Origin of the sequence: Microbacterium sp. PMB16 (assembly GCF_051294855.1) — a bacterium.
Taxonomy (GTDB): Bacteria; Actinomycetota; Actinomycetes; order Actinomycetales; family Microbacteriaceae; genus Microbacterium.
Genome location: NZ_CP145908.1, coordinates 1,082,553 through 1,106,751, shown reverse-complemented (window position 1 = coordinate 1,106,751; position 24,199 = coordinate 1,082,553). Strand labels below are relative to the sequence as shown.

The following is a 24,199-nucleotide window of genomic DNA, read 5'->3' as shown; positions in this document are numbered from 1 at the left end:
TGTCGGTGGATCAGGGTGGGCCGAAGCCCCGAGTCAGGCGGTGACGGAACCGGGCCCGCGCAGCGCGCGGCCCCACGGCTCGGCCGGGTTGTGGATCGCGACGGCCAGCGTCGTGTCGGACTGCCCGTAGTACGCGAACCACTTCTCCTGGAACTTCACGAGTCCCTCCACGAACGTCACGTTCGACACGAGCCCGTGCATGTCCTCGAAGGTCTGCGGCCGCAGCCAGGGCTCCTGCAGGCGGGCGATGACTTTCGTCGGCTCGTCCGGGTCGATGGCGATCTGTCCGCACCGGTAGTCGACGTCGACCGTCCCGTCGTCGTGCACGGTGCGGGTTGCGCCGTTCGTGAGGAACAGCAGCAGTCCGTTGTCGGTGACCACGGGCGAGGTGCCGATCTCGACGAGCGCCTCGTCCCAGGTGCCGGGGGTCGGCGAGTACATCGGGTCGGTGTCTGCCGTGCCGGGGGTCCAGTGGATGAGGTCGTTGCTGGTGGCCCAGTAGATCGCGCCTTCGCCGAAGTACATCCACCACTTGCCGTGCATCTGCTGCGGCACGATCACTCCGGCCTTCGACCAGTTGAACCCGCGCGGATCCATGGTCTTGAACGTGTCGAAGTCGTCGAACAGCGGACCGTGCTTGGTCCAGGTGCGGAGGTCCGTCGAGGTCGCGAGGCACAGCTGCGCGCTCCGGCGATCCCAGCCCGTGTACGTGAGGTAGTACGTGCCGTCGATCAGCGCGATGCGCGGGTCTTCGCAGCCGTACGTCTCGTAGTCCTCGGACGGCGAGAGAACCGGCGCATCCTCACGGGTGAAGTTCACGCCGTCGCTCGAGCGGGCCAGGCCGATGTGGGAGATGATGTCGTCGGCATGCGCCCGGTAGAGCAGCACGACCTCGTCGCCGTCGACGATCGCCGCCGGGTTGTAGAGGTTCGCCGACTCCCAGCTGTCGCCGCGCGGGCGCAGGATCGGGTTGCCCTCGTAGGGGGTGAACGGTCCGAGGGGGAAGGATGCTCCGGTGAACATGGAAGCCCTTTCTGGCTAGCGAGCGGGTGATCAGCCTTTGACGGCTGCGCCGAGGTCGGTGGCGCGGAAGTACCGCTGGAAGACGATGAACAGGATGACGACGGGGAAGGCGAGCGCCGTGGCGCCGGCGAGGATCGCCCCGTTCGGGTTGGCGGTGGACTGCGCGACGTTCGAGATGTAGTTCGCGAGAGAAACGGCGAGCGGCTGCAGCGTCGCATCCTTCGTGATCAGGAACGGCCAGAGGAACTCGTTCCACGGTCCGATGAAGGTGACGAGCACGACCGTCACCAGCACGGGCTTGATCAGCGGGATCGCGACCGATGTCAGCAGGCGGATCTCGCCGGCCCCGTCGATGCGCGCGGCCTCGAAGATCTCCACGGGCAGTGCCTTGAAGAACTGCACGAAGATGAACACCGCGGTCGTGTTGATCAGGAACGGCAGGATCATGCCGAGATACGAGTCGCCGAGTCCGTAGCTGCGGGTGATCTGCACGTAGAGCGGGATCATCAGCAGCTGGAACGGCACCATCTGCACCAGCAGCATGAGCACCCAGACGACGCCGCGGCCGCGGAAGTCGAGACGGGCGATCGCGTAGCCGGCGAGCAGCCCGAATACGACCGTGCCGAGCAGCACGCCGGCGGTGAAGATCAGCGAGTTCAGCAGGGACCCTGCCAGGTCGATCCGCGAGTCGATCGCGACGAAGTTGTCGACGGTCCACCCGCTGGTCGGCAGGAGCTCGTTCGGTGCGTTCGTCGGGTTCTCCTGGAACGCCCCCACCAGCATGAAATAGAACGGGAAGGCGAACCCGATCGCCGCCACCGTGAGCAGGACGATGCTGATGATGCGTGGAGCCTTGCTTCTGCGTTTCATCATCGCTCCCTGGTCGCGCGGTTGGCCATGAGCGACAGCATCCCGACGAGGATCACGAGGATCATGCCGATGGCCGCCGCGGTGTCGGGGTTCTGCTGCTGGATGCCCAGCTGATAGATGAGCAGCACCGGCGTGGAGGAGGCGCCGTCGGGGCCGCCGCCGTTGGTGAGCAGGTATGGCTCGGTGAAGAGGTTGGCGCCGGTGATGATCGACAGGATCAGCACGAGCGTGGTGGCGCTGCGGACGCCGGGGACCGTCACGTGCAGGAAGCGCTTGAAGGCTCCGGCGCCGTCGGTCTCCGCCGATTCGTACAGCTCCTTGGGCACGTTCTGCAGCGCCGCGAGGTAGAGCAGGATGTAGAACCCCAGCTGCTTCCAGGTGACGTAGAGCGCGATCATCGGCATCGCCAGCCCGCTGTTCACGAGCCACGACGGGTCGGGCGCGAGCGGGCCGAGGATCGTGTTGATCAGTCCGTTGCCGGAGAACAGCAGCATCCAGACGCCCACGAGCGAGACGCTCGCCGTCAGGTATGGCACGTAGAACGCCACCCGATAGGCGGCGACCCAGCGGATGCCGGTGTTCAGGGCTGTGGCGAGAACGAGCGACAGCACCGCGGTGAGCGGCACGTTGATCACCAGGAAGACGAGTGTGTTGCGGAACGAGCCGAGCACCCGGGGATCGGTGAGCACGGTCACGAAGTTCTCGAACCCCACGAAGGGGCGCTCGACCTCGGTGCCGGGCGCGGTGAAGAAGTAGTCGTGGAAAGCGATGTAGACCGCGAAGGCCAGGGGGTAGGCGAAGATCGCGATCACGAACACGAAGTACGGCAGCGCGAACAGGCCGCCGATCGGTTGCGCACCCAGCCATCGGGTGCGCAACCGCCGGTTGTCGGGCATCAGATCACTCGGCGACGAGCTCGTCGATCTTGGACGAGGCGTTCTTCAGGAAGTCGTCGATCGAGTCCTTGCCGAAGATCACCGCGGGGGAGTACGCGTCGCGGAACGCCTGCCACGCCTCGACCGAGTTCGGGATGCTGGGCACGTCGGCCGTGGCCTCAGCCTGCTCGGCGAAGGCCACGTAGTTGGGGTTCGCCTCGAAGTAGTCCGCGAACGTGCCGGTCAGGTCGGTGCGCATCGGCATCTGACCGGTGGCCTCGAGCAGCTGCCCGTCACTCTCGACGCTCGTCGAGAACTTCAGGAACTCCCATGCCGTGCCCTGGTTCTCGCAGGCGGTGAACATCGAGACGCTCTTCGAGTCGGCGAAGGTGACCGGGTTCTCCCGGCCGTCGCTGGTCGGCACCGGCATGAAGCCCACGTCGACGGTCTCGGCGTAGGACGGGATCGCCCACGGGCCGGCGAGCTGCATGGCCGTGGTTCCCGCCGACATCGCGTCGTCGGTCGACGCCTCGTTCGGCGACAGCTTCTCGTCGTAGAAGGTCTTCCAGAACTCGGCGACCTCGCGGCCGGCATCCGAATCGATCGTCGCCTTGCCGTCTTCGACGAGCATCGTCCCGTCGGTCTCGGCGAGGTACAGCGGGTAGAAGTCGAACCACGGCTGGTAGAACTCGCTGGTCGGCGCCGGCCAGATCGCGCTCTGCACGCCGGAGTCGACGATCTTGCGCGACCCCTCGAGGAACGCGTCGTACGTGTTCATCTGCGGGTCTTCCGGGTCGATGCCCGCCGCGGTGAACAGCGACTTGTTGTACATGACCATGACCGGGTTCGACTTCCACGGCATCTGATAGAACTTGCCGTCGGTCGAGTACGACTCGACGTCGCCGCCGCGCTCGGTGATGTAGTCGCTGCCGCCCTCCATCGTGCTGAGGTCGACCAGTCCGCCCTGCTTGACCCAGCCGGAGACGGCCGCGGGTGCCACGTTGTAGACGAGGCAGGGCGCCGTGCCAGCGGTGATCGCGGCGGTGATCGCCTCTTCGGAAGACGAGCCGGCGGGGATCTCCTGGGCCGTCACCTTCTCGTCGGGGTGGTCGGCGTTCCAGGCGTCGACGACGGCCTGACCCCAGGCGACCTCCTGCTCGTTGTTCGAGAGCCAGACGTCGATGGGACCGGTGGCTTCGGCGCCGCCCTCGCCGCTCCCTCCGCCGCCGGCGGTGCATCCGGTGGCGACGAGTGCGACAGCGCCGATGAGTGCGATTGCACGGATCTTCTTCATGGTGTCCTCCTCGACACAGTGGGTGAGTCTGATGTGGGTGGAGCGGATGCCGACTACGCGGTGCTCTCGCGGAAGTGCACGACATTGCAGTCGACGATCTCGGTGCGCGGGTTCGCCCCGAGGATGACCTCCTGCAGGATGCGGGCGGCGGCGCGGCCTCGTGCCGCGGGGTCGGATGAGACGCTGGTGAGCGCCGGAGACAGGTGGGCCGAGAGGTGGTCGTCGTCGAACCCGGAGATCGCGAGGTCGCGGGGGATCACGAGGCCCTGCGAGCGGGCGTACGAGAGTCCGGCGATCGCCATGGTGTCGTTCGAGTACAGGATGGCCGTGGGGCGTTCGGGCAGGGCGAGCAGTTCTTCGGTGAGATCGCGCCCGCTGGCCGCGGTGAAGTCGCCTTCGCGGAGCAGCTCGGCGCCGCCGATCTCGCTGATGTAGGCGTCGGCTCTGGCGCGGGAGTGCACGTAGTCGAGCGGGCCGGAGATGTGGGCGATGCGCTCGTGTCCGGCATCCCGGAGGTGGGCGACGATCTCCCGCACGGGAGCCGTGTCGTCGGTGCGCACGCACGAGAATTCGGTCGGCTGGTCGTAGGCGCCGACCAGCACCGTCGGGAGGGCGAGCTCTTCGAGAAGCGGAACGCGCCAGTCGTCGGTGCGGAGGTCGAGCAGCAGCGCGCCGTCCGCGCGACCGTGGCTGAGGGTGCGGTAGGCGCGCTCCTCGGCCTCGCGTCCGGGGACGACCTGGAGCAGCAGCGCCGTCTCGGTCTCGGCGAGCACGGACTCGACGCCCGAGATGAAGGCCGGGAAGAAGGAGTCGTTCGCGATGACCGCGGGATCGCGGGCGAGCACCACGGCGACGGCGTTGGCGCGATTGGTGGCGAGGGCCCTGGCGCTCTGGCTCGGCACCCAGTTCAGTTTCTCGGCGGCGGCGCGCACCTTGGCGCGGGTCTCTTCCGAGGTTGGGCGGTTGCCGCTCAGGGCGTGCGAGACCGTGGCCTTCGTGACGCCGGCTTCGCGGGCGACATCGGCGATCGTCGTGCGGCTCATGCCACCTCCTCGTGGGTTCGCGCCGGGCACTCCGCGTGAGACTTGAACCGGTTTGCACGAGTGTAAACCGGTTTGCGTGGCTCTGTCAACGGACCACCTCCTTTTCGAATCGCGCAACTGGGGCGAAAACGGGGTGTTTTACCGCCAGTTGCGCGATTCGAAAGCAGGGGTCAGGCCGCGGGCGTCCCACCATCGGCACCCTGTCGTGCGAGCAGTGCGGCACCGAAGCCCTCGGTCGCGACCCGCTCCCTAGTCGCCTGCCAGACCTCGGGCCGAGCATCCGTCAGATCGCGCTCGACCTGTCACCGCAGCGACGGGTCGGAATCGAGCAGCCAGTCGCGGAATGCGGGCGTGATCGCCATGACCGCACGCTACCCGTGGGCGGCGAAACGGGAAATCCCGACTCAGGCGAAGCGTGTCCGCTGCGTCAGCCGGGTGCGGATGTCGAAGAGTTCGTTGCCGCCGATGACCCGTGCGCCGGGCAGCCCGCGTCGCAGCAGCAGGGGCAGCGCGCTGCGGCGGACCACGACCACCGGCATCCCGCGGATGCTGCCGAGCGGCGTGACCGCCTGCGACAGGTCGTCGTCGGGCAGGGCGACGATCGCGCCGCTGAAGCGCACGCGGGCGAGTCGGGCGACCGTGTTGATCTGGGCGAGGAGCGTCGTCACCGGTGCGCGGTGTCCGAGGCTCGGGCCGGTGATCTCGCCGCGCCGGAAGCCGACCACGCCGCCGAAGTCGGCCGACATCACGCCGTACAACCCCGACGGCCCGAGCACGACGTGGTCGAGCCGGTCCGCGGCATCCGTCGTCTCTCCCTCGGATGCCGCGACCGATACGCCATGCCAGAGGGTGAAACCCATGCCGAGCCCGGCGACCGCGTGGGCCGTGCCCTCCTGGGCCAGGGCGTCGGCGAGGAGCCGCTTGAGTTCCCGCGGCGCGGCGCGCACCAGGGCGGGAGCATAGGGATCGGGCACTTCTTCGCCCGCCCATTCCTGCAGCCGCGTCACGAACAGCGCTCGCCGCCAGGCGCCGGGCTCGCCGTACGACGTGGGTCGCGGCCGGCCGTCGGAGCGCGCGGTCGGTGCCCGCCATCCGCCCCACTCCGTCTCCCCGCCGATGCCGTGGCTGCGGTCGTACGCCGCACGGCCCTCGGGAGTGCCGACCAGCTCCCACGCGCGCTGCACGCGGATGAACACCGCCGCGTCGCCGCCCGTGTCGGGGTGCGTCTGCCGCAGCCGGAGTCGGTACGCGCGCCGGAGGTCGTCGTCGGCGCTGGTCGATGCGACGCCGAGCACCTCGTACGCCGACGCTGAGAGTGGACTGTCGAACATCGCGCCCCTTCCGTCGCCGCAGCATCCAGGCTATTGCCTCGAGGTCGACCGAACGATGGAGGCGCCGGACGCAGCCCGGGGGAAGAATGTGAGGATGCCGTCCACCGAGCCATCGCAGCGCCAGCCCGCGCACACCTGGGCGAGCCTGATCGGATCGATCCGCATCGGCCAGGCGGTCATCACGGTCGTGCTGCTGGTGATCGGGGCGCTGCGCGCATCGGCCGACGGCATCCCGCTGCCGTGGGTCCTTGCGCTGTCGCTCGTCTTCCTCGGCTGGTACGGCGGCGGACTGCTGCTCGGCGAACGCACGGCCGACCGGCGGTTGGCGACCTGGTGGCTGATCGGCCTGACGCTCATCTGGCTCGGGGCGGTCGCCGTCTCGCCCGAGTTCGTGTGGCTGGCGTTCCCGCTGTGGCTGCTCGCCGGCTTCGTGATGCGCATGCGGTGGGCCCTGCTGCTCAGCGCCGCCGTGTTCGCCGTCGTCATCGCCGCACCCCTGCTCCACACCGGCACGACGACGTACGCCAACGTGATCGGCCCGCTGGTCGGGGGCGTCTTCGCCTTCGGCATCTCGCGCGGCTATCTCGAGCTCGTGCGCGACGGGCGCGAACGGCGCCGACTGATCGCCTCGCTCGTCGCGACGCAGGAGGAGATGGCCGCACTGCAGGACGAGCTCGCCCGCACCCAGCGCGAGTCCGGCGCGAGCGCCGAACGCACGAGGGTCTCGCGCGACATCCACGACACCGTCGCCCAGAGCGTCTCCTCGATAGGGATGCTGGCGCGTTCGGCTCTGGACGCCGACGAACCAGCGCAGACCACCCGTGCGCTCGCCCAGATCGGGGCGCTCGCCGCCGAGGGGCTCGCCGATGCGCGACGCATCGTGAACGCGCTGATGCCCGCCGAGCTCGAGTCGAGTGCGCTCGGCGACGCCCTCGAGCGCATGCTCGAACGCCTGGCCGAGGAGACCGGGATCACGGCGACACTGCACGCTGACGACGACCTGCCGTCGCTCGGACTCGACGCCGAGGTCGCACTGCTGCGGACGGCGCAGTCGGCCCTCGCGAACGTCCGCTCGCACGCGGCCGCCACCCGCGTCGTGGTCACCTTGGCCGATGCCGGCGATGCGGTGCGCCTCGACATCGTCGACGACGGGGTCGGCTTCGATGCGACGCACTGGGATGCGCAGGGAGCGGTGGGGAGCCAGGGCGGCGGCTACGGGCTGCGTTCCATGCGCGCGCGGTTGCGGGAACTCGGGGGCGGCCTCGATGTGGAGAGCGCTCCGGGCGACGGCACTGCGCTCTCGGCGCATGTCCCGCTCGGCGCCGCGGCCCCGCCATGGAGAGCGGACGGCGTCGGATGACCGCGGTGCGCGTGCTGCTCGTCGACGATCACCCCATCGTGCGCGCCGGCGTGCGGTCGCTGTTCGACCGCCGCGACGACGTCGAGGTGGTCGGGGAGGCGGCATCGGGTGAGGAGGCCGTGCTGCTCGCCCGGCATCTGCACCCCGATGTCGTGCTGTGCGATCTGCGGCTGGGCGAGGGCATGGACGGCGTGCAGACGACGGCGGCTCTGCGGGCGCAGCATCCGGCCCCGGCCGTGATCATCCTGACGACCTTCGACCGCGACGCCGAGATCCTCGGGGCGATCGAAGCCGGCGCCGCCGGGTACCTCCTCAAGGATGTCGCCCCCGACGACATCGTGCGGGCGATCCGCCAGGCGGCAGCCGGTGGCCTGGTGCTGAATCCGGAGCTCAGCGATCGGGTCGTGCGCGTCTCGCGTGCTCCGCGGGTGCGCCTGACCGAGCGTGAGCGGGAAGTTCTCGCGCTGCTCGACACGGGAGCGTCCAACCGCGAGATCGCGAAGTCCCTGTTCGTCACCGAGGCGACCGTGAAGACCCACCTCGTGCACGTGTTCGAGAAGCTCGGCGCCGACAGCCGCGCCCGCGCTATCGCCATCGCCCGGGACACCGGGCTCCTCTGACGGCCGCTCGGACGCTCGACCGCTCGACCGCTCGGCCGCTCGGCCGCTCGGCCGCGTCTGCATCCGCATCCGCATCTCAACCGTTCGATGGATCCCCGGGACGGCCGCCGCGCCGAGGCTGGAAGAGACCCGAAAGGACCACTTATGCGCAGGCTCTTCTCCGCCGCGTTCGCCTACATGATCGTGGGCGTCGCCTCCGGACTCTTCTACCGGGAGTTCACCAAGATCAACGGCTTCCCCGAGGGGGAGGCGACGCAGCTCGGCCTCGTCCACACGCACCTGCTCGTGCTGGGATTCGTCGTGCTCCTCATCGTGCTCCTGCTCGAGAAGGCTTTCGCGCTTTCCGAGAGCCGCCTCTTCGGCTGGTTCTTCTGGCTCTACAACGCGGGCCTCGTGCTGACCTCCGCGATGCTCGTGTGGCACGGCTGCCTCACGGTGCTGGGCCAGGAGTCGTCGAAGATGATCGCCGGCATCGCCGGAACCGGGCACATGCTGCTCACCGCCGGCATGGTGCTGCTGTTCCTGGCGCTGCGCACGCGGATCTTCGCCGCGAAGCCGGCCGTGGCTGCGGCGAGCGCCGCGTAACTCCCGCGGCTCCCGCCTACCGCCCCTCGATCGAGTCGTCGCGCACGTACCGGATGTGCGCCTCGTGCCGCTTCAGGTGATTCCGCGTCTTCCGCACGAACAGCCACGCCACGATGGGTATTCCGTTGTGCCGAATCGATTCGATAAACTGGTCGCTCCCCCGATCACCCCCCAGTTCTGCGAGCCGCTCCTTCATGGCCACCTCTCTCACCACGGGTCGTCCGTGGCGTGTCATCCTCGCCTTCTCCGTTCCGCTGCTCATCGGCAACGTCGTGCAGCAGCTGTACCACTTTGCCGACGCCATCGTCGTCGGGCGGCACCTCGGCGTGAACGCGCTCGCCGCGGTCGGCGCGACCGGGCCGCTGCTGTTCCTGCTGCTCGGTTTCGCCTGGGGTCTCACCAGCGGATTCGCGATCCCGATCGCCCAGGCGTTCGGTGCGCGTGACGACGCCGCGGTGCGCCGCTCGGTCGCCACCGGCGTGATGCTCTCGGGCGTGACGAGCGTGCTGCTCACCGTGGTCGCGCCCCTCATCGCCGCGCCGCTCCTGGTCGTGCTGCAGACGCCGCCGGAGCTGATGGCCGAGGCGACGGTCTTCACGCAGATCAGCTTCCTCGGCGCCGGCGCGACGATGTTCTTCAACTACCTCTCCGCGATCATCCGCGCCATCGGCGACTCGCGTACGCCCCTGGTGTTCCTCACGGTCTCGTGCGCGCTGAACGTCGGACTCGTCGTCCTGATGGTGGGCCCGCTGGAATGGGGAGTGGGGGGTGCGGCCCTCGCGACCGTCGTCGCCCAGGCCGTCTCGGTGCTGCTGTGCCTCGAGTTCGTCCGCCGCCGCCTCCCGATGCTGCACCTGCGCCGCGCCGACTGGCGCATCACGCGCGCCGATGTCGCGGAGCACCTGCGGCTCGGCCTGCCGATGGGCTTCCAGGCGTCGATCATCGCGATCGGCACGCTCACCGTGCAGGTCGCGCTGAACACCCTGGGAGCGGATGCCGTCGCCGCCTACACGACCGCGTCGCGCGTCGACAGCCTCGCGGTCGCGCTGTTGTCGTCGCTCGGCCTCGCGGTCTCGATGTACGCGGCGCAGAACCACGGCGGTCGTCGGCCCGACCGCATCCGTCGCGGTGTGGTCGAGGCGACCTGGATGTCGATCGTGGCCGGCGTCGTGCTCGGCGGCATCCTGATCGCTTTCGGCGCGCCGATGGTGCGGCTCTTCATCGGCGAGGGCTCCGACGACGTCGTGGACCTCGCCCACCTCATGCTGATCGTCAACGGATGCGGCTACTGGGCCCTCGGCGTGCTGTTCGTGCTGCGCGGAGCCCTGCAGGGACTCGGGCACACCCTGGTCCCGACGGTGACCGGGGTCATCGAGCTCGTGATGCGCGTGGGAGCGGCGGTCGTCCTCGGCGCGATGATCGACTTCACCGGCGTCGCGCTCAGCAATCCGCTCGCCTGGGTCGGCGCGATCGTGCTGCTCGTGCCCGCCTACGTCCGCGCGCACCGGGCGCTGGGCCGACTGCCCATCGACCCGGCCGAGGCGACCGAGACCTCAGCGATCGCGATCGTGGGGCCGACCGACGGCTCGATGGTGGTCGATGCCGTGATCACGCAGCCGATCACCACCATCCGCTCTTCCCGATTACGCCGTCTCACCCTGGGGCGCCGCCGCTCGCACTCCTCCCGGCGCTGACGCGCGGCATCCGCCTCACCGAAATATCGTCCTGAGGGATGATGCGGATGAGACCTGAGACGGATGGGCCGCCGTCGACACTTATCTAGTGTCGAAGAGTGCGGAGATTCCGCGGACGGGGGACGTCATGACCACATTCGGATTGGCCAACGATCTCGCGGAAGTCATGCTTCCGATCGGGATGATCGGTGCGGCACTCGCCGCCGTCTGCGCGGTCGTGGCGGGGATCGCGGTCATGCGCGGCGCCGGAGGGCTCACCGGAGGTGCCGTGGGGCTGTGGATCGTGTTCGCACTCCTGAGCCTCACGGCATCCTTCGCGAACCAGTGGCTCCCGCTGATCGCCTCGGGAGCGGTGCTCGCCGCCATGCTCGTGCTCGGCGGTGTCGTCCGCGCGATCGTCAGCGCGACCGAGCACGCTCGTGAGCCGCGTCGTCGGAAGGCCGACGTGCCCGCCGCTGCGCGGCAGAAGGCGACCGCCGCATCCGTGTCGGTGTCGACGAGCGCCATCGCCGTCGTCCGCTGAGGCGGGGACGCGCTCGGGGCCGTGGTCGCTTCGGCGTTCGGGAGGAGATCTGCGCACCGGAGGATCGGATGCTGCGCCTTCACCCTCCCGTGCGCAGATCTCCTCCGAAGCGCGGCCGAGCACCCTCGCCGTCGTGCGCTGAGGCGGGAACGCGCTCTCAGCGCGCGAGCAGTCCGATGCCGTCGCGCAGCTCGAAGACCAGCTGCGTCTCGGTGCCGCGCACGACCGAGTGCACGGTGATGTGCTCGAGCACGATGTCGCGCAGGGCCGTGGCGTCCTGCACCGCGACGTGGACGAGGAAGTCGTCGACGCCTGCGACATGGAAGACCTGCAGCACGCGCGGGATGCTCGCCAGCGCGTCGAACAGCGCGGTGACCTTGGCGCCGGTGTGATTGGCGAGGCGCACCTTGATGATGGCCTGCAGCGGAAAGCCGAGCGCGGCTTCGTCGACGCGGATGCGCGTGTCGCGGATGACCCCGCGTTCGCGAAGCGACCGCACACGGTGTGCGCAGGTCGACTCGGCCAGACCCAGGCGATGCGCGAGCGCCTTGTTCGTGACCTCGGCGTCGCGGGTGAGCACGGCGAGCAGTTCGAGGTCGATCTCGTCCAGCGGAGAGCCTTGTGGTTTCGGCAACAGACACCTCCTTCGGGGAACAGATCTTGCTCAGAATAGCGATCATCGACCTTTCCATGGCGGATGCTGTCGAAAAGGCGCGGAAAGATCACGTTTCCGGCAACGTGGAGACATGACTGCACCGCTGCATCCTGACACCGTCGCCGTCCACAGCGGCCGCGCCGATCTCGATGGTCTCGGGGTGCACGCACTGCCGATCGACCTGTCCACGACGAATCCGCTGCCCGACATCGAGCGCGGTGGCGACTCGTACGAGGCGATGGCGACCGGTGGTCGTCCGCCGGCAGACGGCAGCATGGTCTATGCCCGGCTCTGGAACCCGACCGTCGCCCGCTTCGAAGACGCGCTCGCCGAGCTGGAGCACGCCGAGGCATCGGTCGCGTTCGCGTCCGGCATGGCGGCGATGACGGCCGTGATCCTCGCGCACACCAACGCGGTCGGCCGGCGGCACGTCGTGGCGGTTCGCCCGCTGTACGGCGGCACCGACCACCTGCTCGGCTCGGGGCTGCTGGGGGCAGAGGTCACCTACTGCCATCCGCACGAGGTCGCCGACGGCATCCGTCCTGACACGGGTCTCGTCGTGGTCGAGACGCCCGCGAACCCGACCCTCGACATCGCCGACATCGCCGATGTCGTCCGCCAGGCGGGCAGCGTTCCCGTCGTCGTCGACAACACGTTCGCCACCCCGGTGCTGCAGAACCCGATCGACCTCGGCGCCGCGATGTCGCTGCACAGCGCGACGAAGTACCTCGGCGGGCACGGCGACGTGATCGCCGGCGTCGTGGCCTGCAGCGAAGAGACCGCGGAGGCGCTGCGGCGTGTGCGGGCGGTGACCGGCGGTCTGCTGCATCCGCTCGGCGCCTACCTGCTGCACCGCGGGCTCACGACCCTTCCCGTGCGGATGCGCCAGCAGCAGGAGAACGCGCGGCGCATCGTGCAGTGGCTCATCGACCGGCCGGAGGTCGCCGAGGTCTTCTATCCCGGACTCGACGGCGACCCCCGCGGCATCCTGGAGCGTCAGATGCGCGGTTCCGGCGCCGTGATCGCGATGCGGATGCGGGGCGGGTTCGCCGCAGCATCCGCCGTCACGTCGAAGACGGCACTGTTCACGCACGCCGTCTCGCTGGGCGGAGTGGATTCGCTGATCCAGCATCCTGCCGCGCTCACCCACCGGCCCGTGCCGCCGGAGGCACGGCCGGCCGCCGACGTCCTGCGGCTCTCGATCGGACTGGAGAACGTCGACGACCTGATCGCCGACCTCGCCCAGGCCTTCGCGGCGGCGCCGGCTGCGCAGGATGCCGCGGACGCGATCCCCGCAGACGCGCTGCACGCGACCCGCTGACAGGGCCGAGACGACCCGCGCGTCAGCGCCCGGAGAGCGCCGCCCCCCGCAATCGTGCGTATGCGCCGCCCGCGGCCTCCAGCTGCTCCGGCGGTCCCGACTCCACCAGCCGGCCCCGGTCGAACACGTGCACGACGTCGGCATCCGTCGTGGTGCTCAGGCGGTGCGCGACCACGAACCGGGTCACGCCGAGCTCGCGCAGGTTCGCCTCGATCGCGGCCTCGGTGACCGCGTCCAGCGCACTCGTCGCCTCGTCGAGGATCAACAGACGGGGGTTTCCGGCGAGCGCGCGGGCGAGGTTGAGTCGTTGACGCTCACCGCCGGAGAGACCGGTGCCGCCCTGTGCGATCACGGTGCGGTAGCCGAGGGGCATCGCGCTGATCGCGTCGTGCATGCACGCGGCGCGCGCGGCGTTCTCGATGTCGGCGTCGGTGAGGTCGTCGCGTCCCATCGCGATCGCATCGCGGATCGCCCCGGCCGGGATGAACGGATCCTGCAGCACGACTCCGAGCTGGCGGCGCACCGAGTCCAGGTCGAGGTCGTTCAGATCCTCGCCGTCGTACAGCACGCGTCCGCCGTCCGGACGGTGGAGCCCGGTGAGGAGTGTCACGAGAGTGCTCTTGCCGCTGCCGGTCGCACCCACCACGGCGACCTTCTGACCGGGAGAGATCCGCAACGACACCTCGGACACGGCCGGCGTGCCCGAGGCATACCCGAACGTGACCTGCTCGAGCTCGACGGCGCCGGTGAGTCGGGGTGCGGGGCGCCGCGGCTCCAGCTCCTCGGGCTTCGCCTCCATGACGTCGGCGAGCCGTTCGAGGATCGGTCCGAGCTCGTTCAACGCGAACAGGCGTCCGGCGGTCGCCGCCGCCGGGGTGAGTGCGGCCGAGGCCAGGGCCGCGAGTCCGACCGCGGCGCCGGGGGAGGGTGCCTGGGAGGCCGCGACGACGAGGAACAGGATGGGGGCTGCCAGTCGGAACGCCGCGACCGTCGCGTCGGAGAACGTCATCAGCAGTCCGCGGCGGAACCCGGTGTCGAGCTCACGGGTGAGCGCGTGACGGTGCCCGTCGGCCGCGTTGTCGACGGATGCCCCGACCTTGAGCGAGGCGATGCCCTGCACGGCGTCGACCAGACGCGAGACGGCGAGGGACTGGGCGTGCAGCTCCGCGCGCATCACCTGGCGGCTGCGGATCGAGAGCAGGAGCACGGCGGAGACGAGCGCCACGGTGACGACGACCGCGGTGAGTCCGAGCGGCGGCGCGATGATGAGGGCGACGGCGAGGTATCCCAGGGCGAGCACGGCATCGAGGATGCTGGCCACCAGCGTGCTCGACGCGATCTCGCGCACCTGGGCCAGTGAGCTGATCCGGTTCACGAGGTCGCCCGGGGCACGGATCAGGAAGAAGCGGTACTCCGCGCGCAGCATCGTCCGCACACTCTGCACACCCATCTGCGCACCGACCGCCCGCTGCACGAGCGCGAGGGCGAAACCGCGGCCCAGGGTGAGGACGAACACGAGCACCGCGAGGACGGCGATGCCGAGGTACCAGGGCACGCCGGAGATCCCCCCGGCGATGAGCTGATCGGTGATGACCGCGGTGGCCCCGGGGACGGCGAGCCCGAGCACGGCGAGCGCTGCGGAGAGGAGCAGGGCGAGCCCGAGGGTCCGCACGTTGTCGCGGATCACCGGCTTCAGGATGCTCTCGCTCCAGCGGGCGCCGGCGCCGCGAAGACGGGAAGCTCCCGAGTCATCCGGCGCGAAGAGGAGGATCACACCACCGAACCGCGCGCGGACCTCGGCTTCGTCGATGGTCATCCGCCCGACGGCGGGGTCGATGATCGTCACCCCGCGGCGGAGATGCACGCGTTCGACGACGACGAAGTGATCGTCGTCGGTGTGCGCGATCATCGGCACGGGCAGGGTGGCGAGGGTTTCGAGGTTCAGCTGCTCCGGCGGGATCCGCAGGGCGCGGTGCTCGAGGCCGAACCCGTCGGCCGACTCCACGATGGCGCGGGCCGTCACCCCGTCACGGCCGGCCGACAGGCTCTCCTGCACGGCGGAGAACCGTGCGGGTCGGCTCAACGCGTCGAGCACCATCGTGAGACAGGCGGCGCCGCAGTCGGTCGATGCGGCTTGCATGACGACGCGCGCGCGGTGGGGGCGCGGAGATTTCATCGTCAGTCCTCGGAGAGATCGGAGACGGCAGTGTTGACGCGCGAGCGAGCCGCGTCCGCGGTGCCGCTGACAGCGGCACCGCGGACGCGGCAGGCGTTACTCACACGTCGACGAACTCGACGTACCAGTAGTTCGCCGTGATGATGAAGATCGCATGGCGACGACCGCCATGCACCTTCCCCAGCTCGGCGTCGGACACGGTCATTCCGACCGTGTCGAGGTCTTTCAGAGCCATCTGGCGCATTGTGCATCCCTTCGTCTATCCACTGAGATGTTCGCGAACCTCCGCAGACTAACTCCGCCGAAGGCGCCTCCAGAAGGGCTCAGGGCGAAGTTCCGTAGAAACACGGAGACCTTCTCTCTGCTGGGGGCAGAGCGGCTGAGAGCAGATTCCGCCCGGTGCGTCCGGCGGGCATCGGATGCTGGGGACATGAGCGAAGACAACCCCATCCCACAGTTCGGTCCCGAAGCCCGACGCGCGCTTTTCCACGAGCGCGTGCTCGTGCTCGACGGCGCCCTCGACGACGACAACGGCACGCTGCTGATGACGCAGCTGCTGGCACTCTCGGCCGAGGATCCGGCCACCGACATCGCCCTGTGGATCCATTCGCCGGGGGGCTCGGTGCCCTCGATGCTGGCGATCCGCGACCTCATGCAGCTCGTGCCGAACGACGTGTCGACACTGGTGCTCGGCATCGCCTACAGCGCCGGGCAGTTCCTCCTCTCGGCGGGCACCAAGGGCAAGCGCCGGGCTCTGCGGCACGCGCGGGTGCTCATGCACCAGGGCTCGGCGGGGATCGGCGGCTCCGCGGGCGAGATCGCGACGCAGGCCGACGACCTCCGGCACATGCGCGACACCGTGCTCGGACTGATCGCCGCCGATACCGGTCAGCCGCTGGAGCGCGTCTTCGAGGATTCGCTGCACGACCGCTGGTACTCGGCCGCGGAGGCGCAGGAGTACGGCTTCATCGACGAGATCGTCGGTTCCATGGCCGACATCATGCCGCGTCGCCGCGCCCGCGTCGGACTGGGAGTGAGCTCATGAGCACCTACTCGATCCCGAACGTCATCGCGCAGCATCCGCGCGGCGAACGCATCATGGACGTGTACTCGCACCTGCTCGCCGAGCGGGTCATCTATCTCGGCACCGGCATCGATGCGGGCGTCGCCAACGCGCTCATCGCGCAGCTGCTGCACCTCGACGCGGACAGCCCGGAGAGCGGCATCCAGTTCTACATCAACAGCGAGGGCGGGGATCCGGGGGCGGCGCTGGCGATCTACGACACGATGCAGCACATCCGTCCGCGCATCGCGACGACCTGCGTCGGGCAGGCGATCGGTCCGGCCGCGCTGCTGGTGGCGGCGGGCGCGCCGGGTGAGCGATCGGCGCTGGCGCATGCCCGTATCGTGCTGCATCAGCCGGCCGGGCAGTCCCGCGGAGCCATTCCCGACCTGATCCTCGCGGCCGACGAGGTGGTTCGCGTGCGGTCCGACATGGAGGAGATCCTCGCCAGGCACAGCGGACGCACGGTCGAGCAGCTGCGCGCCGACACCGACCGCGATCGCGTGTTCACGGCATCCGCCGCGCTCGACTACGGACTCATCGACACGGTGCTCGGCCGGCGCACGGCCGGCTGAGCGGATGCCGCGGCTCAGGCGGCCAGGGCGAACGCCGCGCGTCCGGCGGAGACGAGGGCGGATGCCGGCGCCATGGCCGTCCGCAGCTCGTCGGCGACCGCGCTGGTGAGCTCGATCAGCGACGTCTCGAGGGCGCCGCTGATCGCGGCGATCATCTCGCTCGACGGCTCCTTCAGCCCGCGCTCCACCTCGGAGAGGTACTGCGGGGAGACGCCGGCCTTCTCCGCCGTCTCGGTGAGCGTCTCTTCACGCTCATGCCGGCGGCGGCGCAGCTGGTCGCCGAGGAGCTGACGCCACAGCGGCTCGGGGTCGGTCGGCTGGGGGCGACGGTCAGGACGGGGTGCGCGCGGGAACGGGACGATGTCGGCCATGCCTCACGATAGGCCGCCGCATCCGCCCGCTTCGAGCGGTTCTGCTCAGAGCAGAACCGCTCTGGAGGCGCCGCCGAGCTTCCACAGCTCGTCGAAAGACCGTGAACGCCCGGCTGATACGTTTCTGCGCGCTGGAGAACGGCGCAATCCCGCCGTTGCCGGCACATGGCCCTGATTGGGGACCGTGGGGGGTAGGGCGGGGAGTGAGGCAACCGGGGGGTGGCTTTCACTCCCCACGCCCCTGCTGACAACGACGAGTGCGGAGTGCGAACGGTGATCAACGGGTTCAAGGAATTCATCCTTCGAGGAAACGTCATCGAGCTCGCGGTCGCCGTCGTCATCGGAGCGGCCTTCACGAAGATCGTCGAGGTCCTGGTGAACGCCTTGATCAACCCGCTGATCGGCCTGTTCTTCAAGGCGGACAGTCTGGACACGGCTCTGCAGGTGACGATTCCGACCCTCTTCGGCGCGAAGTCGACCTTCGCCTTCGGTCTTCTCCTCGGTGCGATCATCCATTTCCTCACGGTCGCGGCCGTCGTCTACTTCGTCTTCGTGCTGCCCATGAACAAGGTGAAGGAGCGTGCCGACCGGCTGCGCCCCGCCGTCGTCGAGCCCGAACCCCTGCCGACCGAACCGGAACTCCTCGTGCAGATCCGCGATCTGCTCGCAGAACGCCGGGACGCCCGATGAGTCGCCGGCTGCGATCTCGCCTCACCGCCGTCGTCGCGGCCGGGGCGCTGTTCGCGGCCGGTCTGACCACGGTCACGGTTGCCGCTCCGGCCGCCGCGGCCGCACCGCTGATGTGTCTGAACACCCTGTACTTCAGCAACTCCGCCGCGGGCAACGTCGGACAGATGAACCTGACGACCGGCGCTGTCGCTCCGACGCCGATCTTCGCGACCCCGGCGAATTCGGGGACGGGCACGAACCAGTTGGGCATCGGCCGCGCCGGCTCCGACGCGATCACCGGCACCAGCACCAGCATCATCACCTACACTCCCGGCGCGAGCGCCGCGGGGACGACCACCGTCTCCCCGAAGGCCACCGGCGTCGGCGCCGGCACGATGGGTGCCGTCAACCCGCTCACGGGGCTGTACTACTACGGCGGTCTCACGGGCGCGACGCTCAACATCTACGTCTACGACCCCGTGACGCACACGGCCCCGCCCGGACCGGTCGTATCCGTGCCGCTGACGAACCCTCCCGGCGGCAACGGCGACATGGCCTTCGACAAGACCGGGCGGCTGTACATCGTGTCCGGCAGCGCCACCGAGGCGGCCCTGTACGTGGCGAACGGAGTGGTGCCCACGTCCGGCACGGGCACGACCCTGACCTCGAACGAACTCTCCCGCGGCGCGACAACGGCGGCGACGAACGGCATCGCCTTCGGATCCGACGGCTTCCTGTACCTCGGCGGCGGCACCGTGATCCAGAAGACGAACCCGATCACCGGACAGCCCACCGGCACCGTGTTCACCCTGACCGGCGTCACCTCCACCGACCTCGGCTCCTGTGCCAACCCGTCGACGGCGCAGACCTCCTCCGGATTCGAGGGTCCGCGCGCCCAGCCCACCGACCAGATGCGCGTGGTGCTCGACGGTGGGTCGTACACGACGCCGGGAACCTCGCCGGACTTCCCGGACAGCACCTCGGGGCCCGGTGGGGACGGACCCCCCAGCGATCCCGGCCTGATCCTTCCCGGTGAGACCTACACGATGCGGCAGGAGCCCCTCGGTACCACCGACCCGAACGACTACGTCACGACCTGGGCCTGCACCGATGTGAACGGAGCTGTCGTGTCCCGCGGCACGGGCAGTGCCGCGACCTTCACCACTCCCACCGGCACCGACGGCGTCAACGTCGTGTGCGCCTTCTCCAACGCGCTGCCCCCGCCCGTCGCCGTCGCCGACACCGGATCCGCGGTCTTCGGCTCTCCGGTCACGGTCGCGGGCGTGACGAACGACCAGCCGGGTACCGGTGCGATCCTTCCCGCGCAGACCGTGCTCACGTCGCCGGCCGCGACCGACGGCGGCAAACGCCTCGAGACCGCGCAGGGAGTCTGGACGGTCGGCGCTGACGGGCGGCTCACCTTCACGCCCGCCACTGGTTTCAGCGGCGATGCCACCACCGAATACCGCATCATCGACGACAACGGACAGACAGCGACCGCCGCGGCGACCGCCACCATCCGCCCCGGTCCCACGGCAGCCGCCGACACCGCGACGACCGCGCAGGGCACGAGCGTCCAGATCCCGATCCTCGGCAACGACGCGCCAGGGCAGAACGCCGACGGCACTCCCGGAACGATCCCCCCGGCATCCGTCCTCTTCTCTTCGACGGGCCAGCCCGCCGGGTCGACGGTCAGCCCTGATCGCCGCCGCCTCGAGGTGCCGGGCGAGGGCGTCTACACGATCGATCCGGCCACGGGGGTGGTGACCTTCGCTCCCGTCCCCACGTTCGACGGGCCGACGACGACTCCCGTCTCCTACGGCTTCACCGACAGCCTCGGGCATCCGGCATCGGCGACCATCACGGTGAGCGTCACTGCCGTCGCCCCCACCGCGGTGAACGACGCCACGACCACTCCCGCCGGCACGCCGGTCACGCTCGACGTCGTCGACAACGACTTCCCCGGGCCGGGCGGCGCGATCGTCCCGACGTCGACCGTCTTCACCGATCCGGCTGCGACCGGTGGCGGCAAGGCGCTCGTCACCCCGCAGGGCACCTGGCGCGTGACGACGGAGGGCGAAGTCGAGTTCACTCCGGCGGATGGCTTCTCCGGAACAGCCACGACCCCGTACCGGATCACCGACGAGAACGGACAGCAGAGCACCGCGAACATCTCGGTCACCGTGCGGCCGGGTCCCGTCGCCGAGGCTGATGTCGCATCGACCCCGCAGAACGTCGATGTGTCGTTCCCGGTCCTCGGCAACGACGTGCCCGGTCCTGCGGCCGACGGCAGCCCGGGCGCGTTCGAGCCGGACTCGCTGCGGTTCTCCGTCACCCCCGGACTCCCGGCCGGCAGTGCGGTGAGCGCGAATGGTCGGGTGCTCACGGTTCCGGGTGAGGGCGTCTACACGTTCGACCCCGCGAGCGAAGACGTCACGTTCGATCCCGAACCCTCGTTCACCGGACCCGCGACCCCCATCACCTATACGGTCACCGACTCGTTCGGGAACGACGCGTCGACGACGATCACCGTCACGGTCGCGCCGATCACCCCGGTCGCGACCGGCGATGCGGCAAAGACTCCGGGCGGTGTTCCGGTGGTCATCGACATCCTCGACAACGACGGGCCGGGCGCCGCATCCGCACCGCTCGTCCCCGATTCGGTCGTGTTCACCGACGCCGGCGCGACGGACGGCGGCAAGACGCTCGTCGTCCCCGGCGAAGGCACCTGGACCGTGGAAGACGACGGTTCGGTGCGCTTCGCTCCGCTGCCCGCGTTCGAAGGCGTGACCACGCCGGTGTCCTACCGCGTGGCGGATGAGAACGGCACGACCGCTACCGCGCAGATCACGGTCACCGTCGGAAGCGGTGCGATCGCGACCCCGGACTCCGCCACCACCCCGCAGAACACCCCGGTGGTGCTCGAGGTGCTGACGAACGACTTCGCGAGCGACCTCGGCAACCCGTGCGATCCGGGCGAGACCGATGTGCCCGCCGGGTGCGACACGGGGTCGATGTTCCCGCCGAGCGTGATGTTCCCGACGGCCGGACAGCCCGCCGGTGCGATCGTGTCCGATGACGGCTTGACTCTCGTCGTCCCGGGTGAGGGCGAGTACTCGGCCGACCCCGCGGGCCGGGTCACGTTCACGCCCGAACCGGCTTTCACCGGAACGGCGACGAGCATCGTCTACGGGGCGACCGATTCCCACGGGGTCGAGGTCTCCACGACCATCACCGTCACGGTCACGGCGATCACCCCCGAGGCGGTGGACGACAGCGCGAACACCCCGTTCGGAGTCCCGGTCACGATCGACCTGCTCGACAACGACTTCGAGGGAGACGCCTCGGCGCCGCTGGTGCCCGCCGACACCGCCTTCCCGTCTGCGGGACAGCCGGCCGGAGTCACGGTCTCCGCCGACGGCAAGACCCTCACGATCGACGGCCAGGGCGTCCTCGTCCTCGACGCTGCCGGCGCGGTCGTCTTCACGCCCGCCGACGGATTCACCGGTACGACGACGCCGGCGATCTACCGGATCACGGATGCCAACGGCACCACTGCGGACGCGCGCGTCGAGGTCACCGTGCGCCCCGGGCCGTCCGCGACACCGGATTCCGAATCGACGCTGCAGGGCGTACCGGTGACGGTGCCGCCGCTCGGCAACGACGAACCGTCACGCAACGCCGACGGTTCAGCAGGGGCATGGGATGTCACCACGCTGCGGTTCCCGGCCGCCGGGCAGCCGGCGGGTGCGCAGGTGCTCGATGGCGGCACGCGGCTCGTCGTGCCCGGCGAGGGGACGTACACGGCGGCAGCCGACGGCGTCGTCACCTTCACGCCTCTTCCCGCCTTCCGCGGGGTCGCGGGCCCCGTGTCGTACACGGCCACCGACGAGATCGGCAATGCGGTCACGTCCACCATCACGATCGACGTAACGGCGGTCACGCCGACCGCAGCGGACGATTCGGCGGTCACCCCGTTCGCGACCGCGGTCACGTTCGACTTCGTCGGCAACGATGACCCGGGCGATCCCACGGTGCCGCTCGACATCGCCTCCGCCGTCTTCCGGGCGTCCGGCATCCCCGATGGCCTGGCCGCCGAGATCCGCGATGGCGGGAAGACTCTCGACGTCGAAGGCGAGGGCGTCTATACGCTGCGCGATGACGGGACGGCGACCTTCACGCCCGCCGCCGGATTCAGCGGCGCGACCACCCCGGTGCGGTACACGGTCCTCGACGAGAACGGCACGCCTGCGACGGCAGCCCTCAGCGTGACCGTGCGGCCCGGCCCCGTCGCGACTCCTGACACCGGTGCCACTCCTCAGGGCATTCCGGTGACCGTCGATCTCCTGACCAACGATCAGCCGGGTCAGCTCGCCGATGGGGAGGACGGCGAGCTCGACCCGGCGTCGGTCGTCTTCACGCCGGCGGGCCAGCCGGACGGCGCGACCGTGGCGGCGGGTGGCAAGACCCTCGACGTGCCCGGCGAGGGTGTCTACGCGGTCGGTGGTGACGGTCGCGTGACGTTCACTCCCGCCCCGGCCTTCCGCGGCACGGCGACGCCCGTGGCCTACGCCGTGACCGACTCGCTCGGCAACGAGGCGACGTCGACGCTGACGATCACTGTCGCCCCCGTCGTTCCGGCGGCGGCCGATGACGCGGCGGTCACCCCGTTCGCGACCGCGGTCACGTTCGACTTCGTCGGCAACGACGATGCGGGCGACCCTGCGATCCCGCTCGACCCGGCCTCCGCGATCTTCGAGGCGTCCGGCATCCCGGCCGGGCTCACCGCGGAGATCCGTGACGGCGGGAAGACCCTCGACGTCGACGGTGAGGGCGTCTACACGCTGCGCGACGACGGCACCGTGACCTTCACCCCGGATGCCGGCTTCAGCGGCGCGACGACTCCGGTCGGCTATACGATCTTCGACGAGAACGGCACGCCTGCCACGGCAGCCCTCAGCGTGACCGTGCGTCCTGGTCCGGCGGTCGCTCCCGACACCGACACCACCCCGCAGAACGTGCCGGTCACGGTCGACGTGCTCGGCAACGACCGGGCGGGGCAGCGCGCTGACGGCACCGCCGGTGACCTCGTTCCGGCATCCGTCGTCTTCCCGGCAGCCGGGCAGCCGCCGGCGCCACGGTCGGCGCGGGAGGGAAGTCGCTCGCCGTCCCCGGCGAGGGCGTGTACTTCATCGGAGACGACGGCCGGGTGACCTTCACGCCGGTGCCGACGTTCCGCGGTGAGGCGACGCCCGTCGTCTACGAGGTCGCCGATTCGCTCGGGAACTCGGCGGCCTCGACGGTGACGATCACGGTCGCCGGTGTCGATCCGATCGCGCGGAACAACTCCGCCACGACCGCGCCCGGTGTCCCCGTGACGATCGACGTGATCGGCGACGACTCGGCCGGCACCGGGGGCGCTCCGCTCGATCCCGATTCGGTGCGCATCGTCGACGCCGACGGCGACCTCGTCACCGAGCTGGTGGTCGCCGGCGAAGGCGTCTGGACGGTCGTCGACGGCAAGATCGTGTTCACGCCGGAGCGCGGCTTCTCCGGCACCACCACCCCGATCACCTACTCGGTGGCGGACGAGAACGGCACGCGTGTCACGGCCACCGTCACGGTCACCGTCGCGGCGGGGGAGATCCCGCCGACGACTCCGCCGGGCGGCGCACTGCCGACCACCGGCGGGCTCCTGCCATGGCTCCCGCTGGGCGGCGGTCTCCTCCTGCTGCTCGCGGGGGCCATGCTCGTGATCCGCCGACGGTCCGCCTGAATGCGCAGCACCGCTTTCGCCCTCTGCGCGGCCCTCGCGGTGGTGGCGGTCCTCTCCGGATGCAGCCCGGTGCAGGACCCCGCCCCCTCCGTCACCGGGGGCACGAGCGCGCTCGAAGACCTGACCATCGATGCCTGTCCACCGGGGAGCGGTCGCCTCACGTCTCGCGGCTCGCTGCAGAACAGCGACGACTCCGCGGCCGACTTCGTGGTCCGGGTGAGCTGGCTCGCACCCGACGGTGCTGTGCTCGCCTCGGGGTGGGACTCGATCGATGACGTCGCTGCCGGCGACTCCGCCGACTGGTCGGTCCCGGTCGACCTCGGAGACGTCTCCGCGGCGAGCTGCACCGCCGCCCTCACGCGCGGGGCGCTCTGA

Annotated in this window: 22 protein-coding genes; 12 read left to right on the top strand and 10 right to left on the bottom strand. The window is 69.9% G+C overall.

Annotation, left to right across the window (positions count from 1 at the left end; genetic code table 11):
- Nucleotides 1-33: 33 nt before the first annotated feature.
- The 6 genes from V5D55_RS05315 to V5D55_RS05290 all read right to left on the bottom strand — a co-directional run bounded on the left by V5D55_RS05315 (nucleotide 34) and on the right by V5D55_RS05290 (nucleotide 6,436).
- Complete coding sequence (locus tag V5D55_RS05315) at nucleotides 34-1,023, bottom strand: glycoside hydrolase family 130 protein (RefSeq protein ID WP_435748333.1); 990 nt, start codon at nucleotides 1,021-1,023, stop codon at nucleotides 34-36.
- Nucleotides 1,024-1,053: 30 nt separating this feature from the next.
- Nucleotides 1,054-1,896 carry a carbohydrate ABC transporter permease gene (locus tag V5D55_RS05310; RefSeq protein ID WP_435748332.1) on the bottom strand — a complete coding sequence of 281 codons (843 nt, stop codon included), beginning with the start codon at nucleotides 1,894-1,896 and terminating at the stop codon, nucleotides 1,054-1,056.
- Nucleotides 1,893-2,789 (bottom strand): carbohydrate ABC transporter permease, encoded by an 897-nt coding sequence (locus V5D55_RS05305; RefSeq protein ID WP_435748330.1) that lies wholly within the window; start codon nucleotides 2,787-2,789, stop codon nucleotides 1,893-1,895. The genes V5D55_RS05310 and V5D55_RS05305 overlap by 4 nt, the downstream gene beginning before the upstream one ends.
- 4 nt (nucleotides 2,790-2,793) lie before the next feature.
- The gene (locus V5D55_RS05300; protein ID WP_435748329.1) at nucleotides 2,794-4,062 is read right to left on the bottom strand and encodes an extracellular solute-binding protein; all 1,269 of its coding nucleotides are present in this window, start codon (nucleotides 4,060-4,062) and stop codon (nucleotides 2,794-2,796) included.
- A gap of 53 nt (nucleotides 4,063-4,115) precedes the next feature.
- Nucleotides 4,116-5,105: a LacI family DNA-binding transcriptional regulator gene (locus tag V5D55_RS05295; protein ID WP_435748328.1), complete on the bottom strand. Its 990-nt coding sequence runs from the start codon at nucleotides 5,103-5,105 to the stop codon at nucleotides 4,116-4,118.
- Nucleotides 5,106-5,509: 404 nt separating this feature from the next.
- Nucleotides 5,510-6,436 carry a DnaJ domain-containing protein gene (locus V5D55_RS05290; protein ID WP_435748327.1) on the bottom strand — a complete coding sequence of 309 codons (927 nt, stop codon included), beginning with the start codon at nucleotides 6,434-6,436 and terminating at the stop codon, nucleotides 5,510-5,512.
- Between the two features lie 94 nt (nucleotides 6,437-6,530).
- Between V5D55_RS05290 and V5D55_RS05285 the strand changes: the two genes are divergently transcribed.
- From V5D55_RS05285 to V5D55_RS05265, 5 genes are all read left to right on the top strand, one after another.
- Nucleotides 6,531-7,796: a sensor histidine kinase gene (locus V5D55_RS05285; protein WP_435748326.1), complete on the top strand. Its 1,266-nt coding sequence runs from the start codon at nucleotides 6,531-6,533 to the stop codon at nucleotides 7,794-7,796.
- On the top strand, nucleotides 7,793-8,416 hold the full coding sequence (locus V5D55_RS05280; protein WP_435748325.1) for a response regulator: 624 nt from the start codon (nucleotides 7,793-7,795) through the stop codon (nucleotides 8,414-8,416). Before V5D55_RS05285 ends, V5D55_RS05280 begins: the two co-directional genes overlap by 4 nt.
- 144 nt (nucleotides 8,417-8,560) lie before the next feature.
- Nucleotides 8,561-9,001, top strand: coding sequence for a DUF2871 domain-containing protein (locus V5D55_RS05275; RefSeq protein ID WP_435748324.1), 441 nt, complete (start codon nucleotides 8,561-8,563; stop codon nucleotides 8,999-9,001).
- A gap of 194 nt (nucleotides 9,002-9,195) precedes the next feature.
- The gene (locus V5D55_RS05270; RefSeq protein ID WP_435748323.1) at nucleotides 9,196-10,695 is read left to right on the top strand and encodes an MATE family efflux transporter; all 1,500 of its coding nucleotides are present in this window, start codon (nucleotides 9,196-9,198) and stop codon (nucleotides 10,693-10,695) included.
- Nucleotides 10,696-10,822: 127 nt separating this feature from the next.
- Nucleotides 10,823-11,218, top strand: a complete 396-nt coding sequence (locus V5D55_RS05265) for a hypothetical protein (RefSeq protein WP_435748322.1) — start codon at nucleotides 10,823-10,825, stop codon at nucleotides 11,216-11,218.
- Nucleotides 11,219-11,375: 157 nt separating this feature from the next.
- Here the strand turns inward: V5D55_RS05265 and V5D55_RS05260 are convergent, their stop codons facing one another.
- Nucleotides 11,376-11,852 carry an Lrp/AsnC family transcriptional regulator gene (locus V5D55_RS05260; RefSeq protein ID WP_435748321.1) on the bottom strand — a complete coding sequence of 159 codons (477 nt, stop codon included), beginning with the start codon at nucleotides 11,850-11,852 and terminating at the stop codon, nucleotides 11,376-11,378.
- A 112-nt stretch (nucleotides 11,853-11,964) separates the two neighbouring features.
- Here V5D55_RS05260 and V5D55_RS05255 point away from each other — a divergent pair, with 112 nt between their 5' ends.
- A complete protein-coding gene (locus V5D55_RS05255) occupies nucleotides 11,965-13,194 on the top strand; it encodes a trans-sulfuration enzyme family protein (RefSeq protein ID WP_435748320.1) in 1,230 nt (409 codons plus the stop codon).
- A gap of 22 nt (nucleotides 13,195-13,216) precedes the next feature.
- Here the strand turns inward: V5D55_RS05255 and V5D55_RS05250 are convergent, their stop codons facing one another.
- Nucleotides 13,217-15,370, bottom strand: coding sequence for a peptidase domain-containing ABC transporter (locus V5D55_RS05250; RefSeq protein WP_435748319.1), 2,154 nt, complete (start codon nucleotides 15,368-15,370; stop codon nucleotides 13,217-13,219).
- Nucleotides 15,371-15,470: 100 nt separating this feature from the next.
- A complete protein-coding gene (locus V5D55_RS05245; protein ID WP_435748318.1) occupies nucleotides 15,471-15,605 on the bottom strand; it encodes a hypothetical protein in 135 nt (44 codons plus the stop codon).
- A 195-nt stretch (nucleotides 15,606-15,800) separates the two neighbouring features.
- Here V5D55_RS05245 and V5D55_RS05240 point away from each other — a divergent pair, with 195 nt between their 5' ends.
- Together V5D55_RS05240 and V5D55_RS05235 are read left to right on the top strand one after the other, a co-directional pair.
- Complete coding sequence (locus V5D55_RS05240) at nucleotides 15,801-16,415, top strand: ClpP family protease (RefSeq protein ID WP_435748317.1); 615 nt, start codon at nucleotides 15,801-15,803, stop codon at nucleotides 16,413-16,415.
- Nucleotides 16,412-17,008 carry a ClpP family protease gene (locus V5D55_RS05235; RefSeq protein ID WP_435748316.1) on the top strand — a complete coding sequence of 199 codons (597 nt, stop codon included), beginning with the start codon at nucleotides 16,412-16,414 and terminating at the stop codon, nucleotides 17,006-17,008. Before V5D55_RS05240 ends, V5D55_RS05235 begins: the two co-directional genes overlap by 4 nt.
- A 14-nt stretch (nucleotides 17,009-17,022) precedes the next feature.
- Here the strand turns inward: V5D55_RS05235 and V5D55_RS05230 are convergent, their stop codons facing one another.
- The gene (locus V5D55_RS05230; protein ID WP_435748315.1) at nucleotides 17,023-17,379 is read right to left on the bottom strand and encodes a helix-turn-helix domain-containing protein; all 357 of its coding nucleotides are present in this window, start codon (nucleotides 17,377-17,379) and stop codon (nucleotides 17,023-17,025) included.
- 273 nt (nucleotides 17,380-17,652) lie between these two features.
- On the opposite strand from V5D55_RS05230, the gene mscL reads away from it, so the two are divergent.
- Genes mscL through V5D55_RS05210 form a run of 4 tightly spaced genes read left to right on the top strand, consistent with a single transcriptional unit; the run spans nucleotide 17,653 to nucleotide 24,199 of the window.
- Nucleotides 17,653-18,069, top strand: a complete 417-nt coding sequence (gene mscL / locus V5D55_RS05225; RefSeq protein ID WP_435749263.1) for a large conductance mechanosensitive channel protein MscL — start codon at nucleotides 17,653-17,655, stop codon at nucleotides 18,067-18,069.
- Nucleotides 18,066-23,261, top strand: a complete 5,196-nt coding sequence (locus V5D55_RS05220; protein WP_435748314.1) for an Ig-like domain-containing protein — start codon at nucleotides 18,066-18,068, stop codon at nucleotides 23,259-23,261. The genes mscL and V5D55_RS05220 overlap by 4 nt, the downstream gene beginning before the upstream one ends.
- On the top strand, nucleotides 23,231-23,824 hold the full coding sequence (locus tag V5D55_RS05215; RefSeq protein ID WP_435748313.1) for an Ig-like domain-containing protein: 594 nt from the start codon (nucleotides 23,231-23,233) through the stop codon (nucleotides 23,822-23,824). The genes V5D55_RS05220 and V5D55_RS05215 overlap by 31 nt, the downstream gene beginning before the upstream one ends.
- A complete protein-coding gene (locus tag V5D55_RS05210; RefSeq protein ID WP_435748312.1) occupies nucleotides 23,825-24,199 on the top strand; it encodes a hypothetical protein in 375 nt (124 codons plus the stop codon).

Excerpts from the sequence above, each read along its gene's own strand:
- V5D55_RS05315 (WP_435748333.1), bottom strand. The coding sequence starts at position 1,023 with ATGTTCACCGGAGCATCCTTCCCCCTCGGACCGTTCACCCCCTACGAG.
- V5D55_RS05310 (WP_435748332.1), bottom strand. The coding sequence starts at position 1,896 with ATGATGAAACGCAGAAGCAAGGCTCCACGCATCATCAGCATCGTCCTG.
- V5D55_RS05305 (WP_435748330.1), bottom strand. The coding sequence starts at position 2,789 with ATGCCCGACAACCGGCGGTTGCGCACCCGATGGCTGGGTGCGCAACCG.
- V5D55_RS05300 (WP_435748329.1), bottom strand. The coding sequence starts at position 4,062 with ATGAAGAAGATCCGTGCAATCGCACTCATCGGCGCTGTCGCACTCGTC.
- V5D55_RS05295 (WP_435748328.1), bottom strand. The coding sequence starts at position 5,105 with ATGAGCCGCACGACGATCGCCGATGTCGCCCGCGAAGCCGGCGTCACG.
- V5D55_RS05290 (WP_435748327.1), bottom strand. The coding sequence starts at position 6,436 with ATGTTCGACAGTCCACTCTCAGCGTCGGCGTACGAGGTGCTCGGCGTC.
- V5D55_RS05285 (WP_435748326.1), top strand. The coding sequence starts at position 6,531 with ATGCCGTCCACCGAGCCATCGCAGCGCCAGCCCGCGCACACCTGGGCG.
- V5D55_RS05280 (WP_435748325.1), top strand. The coding sequence starts at position 7,793 with ATGACCGCGGTGCGCGTGCTGCTCGTCGACGATCACCCCATCGTGCGC.
- V5D55_RS05275 (WP_435748324.1), top strand. The coding sequence starts at position 8,561 with ATGCGCAGGCTCTTCTCCGCCGCGTTCGCCTACATGATCGTGGGCGTC.
- V5D55_RS05270 (WP_435748323.1), top strand. The coding sequence starts at position 9,196 with ATGGCCACCTCTCTCACCACGGGTCGTCCGTGGCGTGTCATCCTCGCC.
- V5D55_RS05265 (WP_435748322.1), top strand. The coding sequence starts at position 10,823 with ATGACCACATTCGGATTGGCCAACGATCTCGCGGAAGTCATGCTTCCG.
- V5D55_RS05255 (WP_435748320.1), top strand. The coding sequence starts at position 11,965 with ATGACTGCACCGCTGCATCCTGACACCGTCGCCGTCCACAGCGGCCGC.
- V5D55_RS05250 (WP_435748319.1), bottom strand. The coding sequence starts at position 15,370 with ATGAAATCTCCGCGCCCCCACCGCGCGCGCGTCGTCATGCAAGCCGCA.
- V5D55_RS05245 (WP_435748318.1), bottom strand. The coding sequence starts at position 15,605 with ATGGCTCTGAAAGACCTCGACACGGTCGGAATGACCGTGTCCGACGCC.
- V5D55_RS05240 (WP_435748317.1), top strand. The coding sequence starts at position 15,801 with ATGAGCGAAGACAACCCCATCCCACAGTTCGGTCCCGAAGCCCGACGC.
- V5D55_RS05235 (WP_435748316.1), top strand. The coding sequence starts at position 16,412 with ATGAGCACCTACTCGATCCCGAACGTCATCGCGCAGCATCCGCGCGGC.
- V5D55_RS05230 (WP_435748315.1), bottom strand. The coding sequence starts at position 17,379 with ATGGCCGACATCGTCCCGTTCCCGCGCGCACCCCGTCCTGACCGTCGC.
- V5D55_RS05220 (WP_435748314.1), top strand. The coding sequence starts at position 18,066 with ATGAGTCGCCGGCTGCGATCTCGCCTCACCGCCGTCGTCGCGGCCGGG.
- V5D55_RS05210 (WP_435748312.1), top strand. The coding sequence starts at position 23,825 with ATGCGCAGCACCGCTTTCGCCCTCTGCGCGGCCCTCGCGGTGGTGGCG.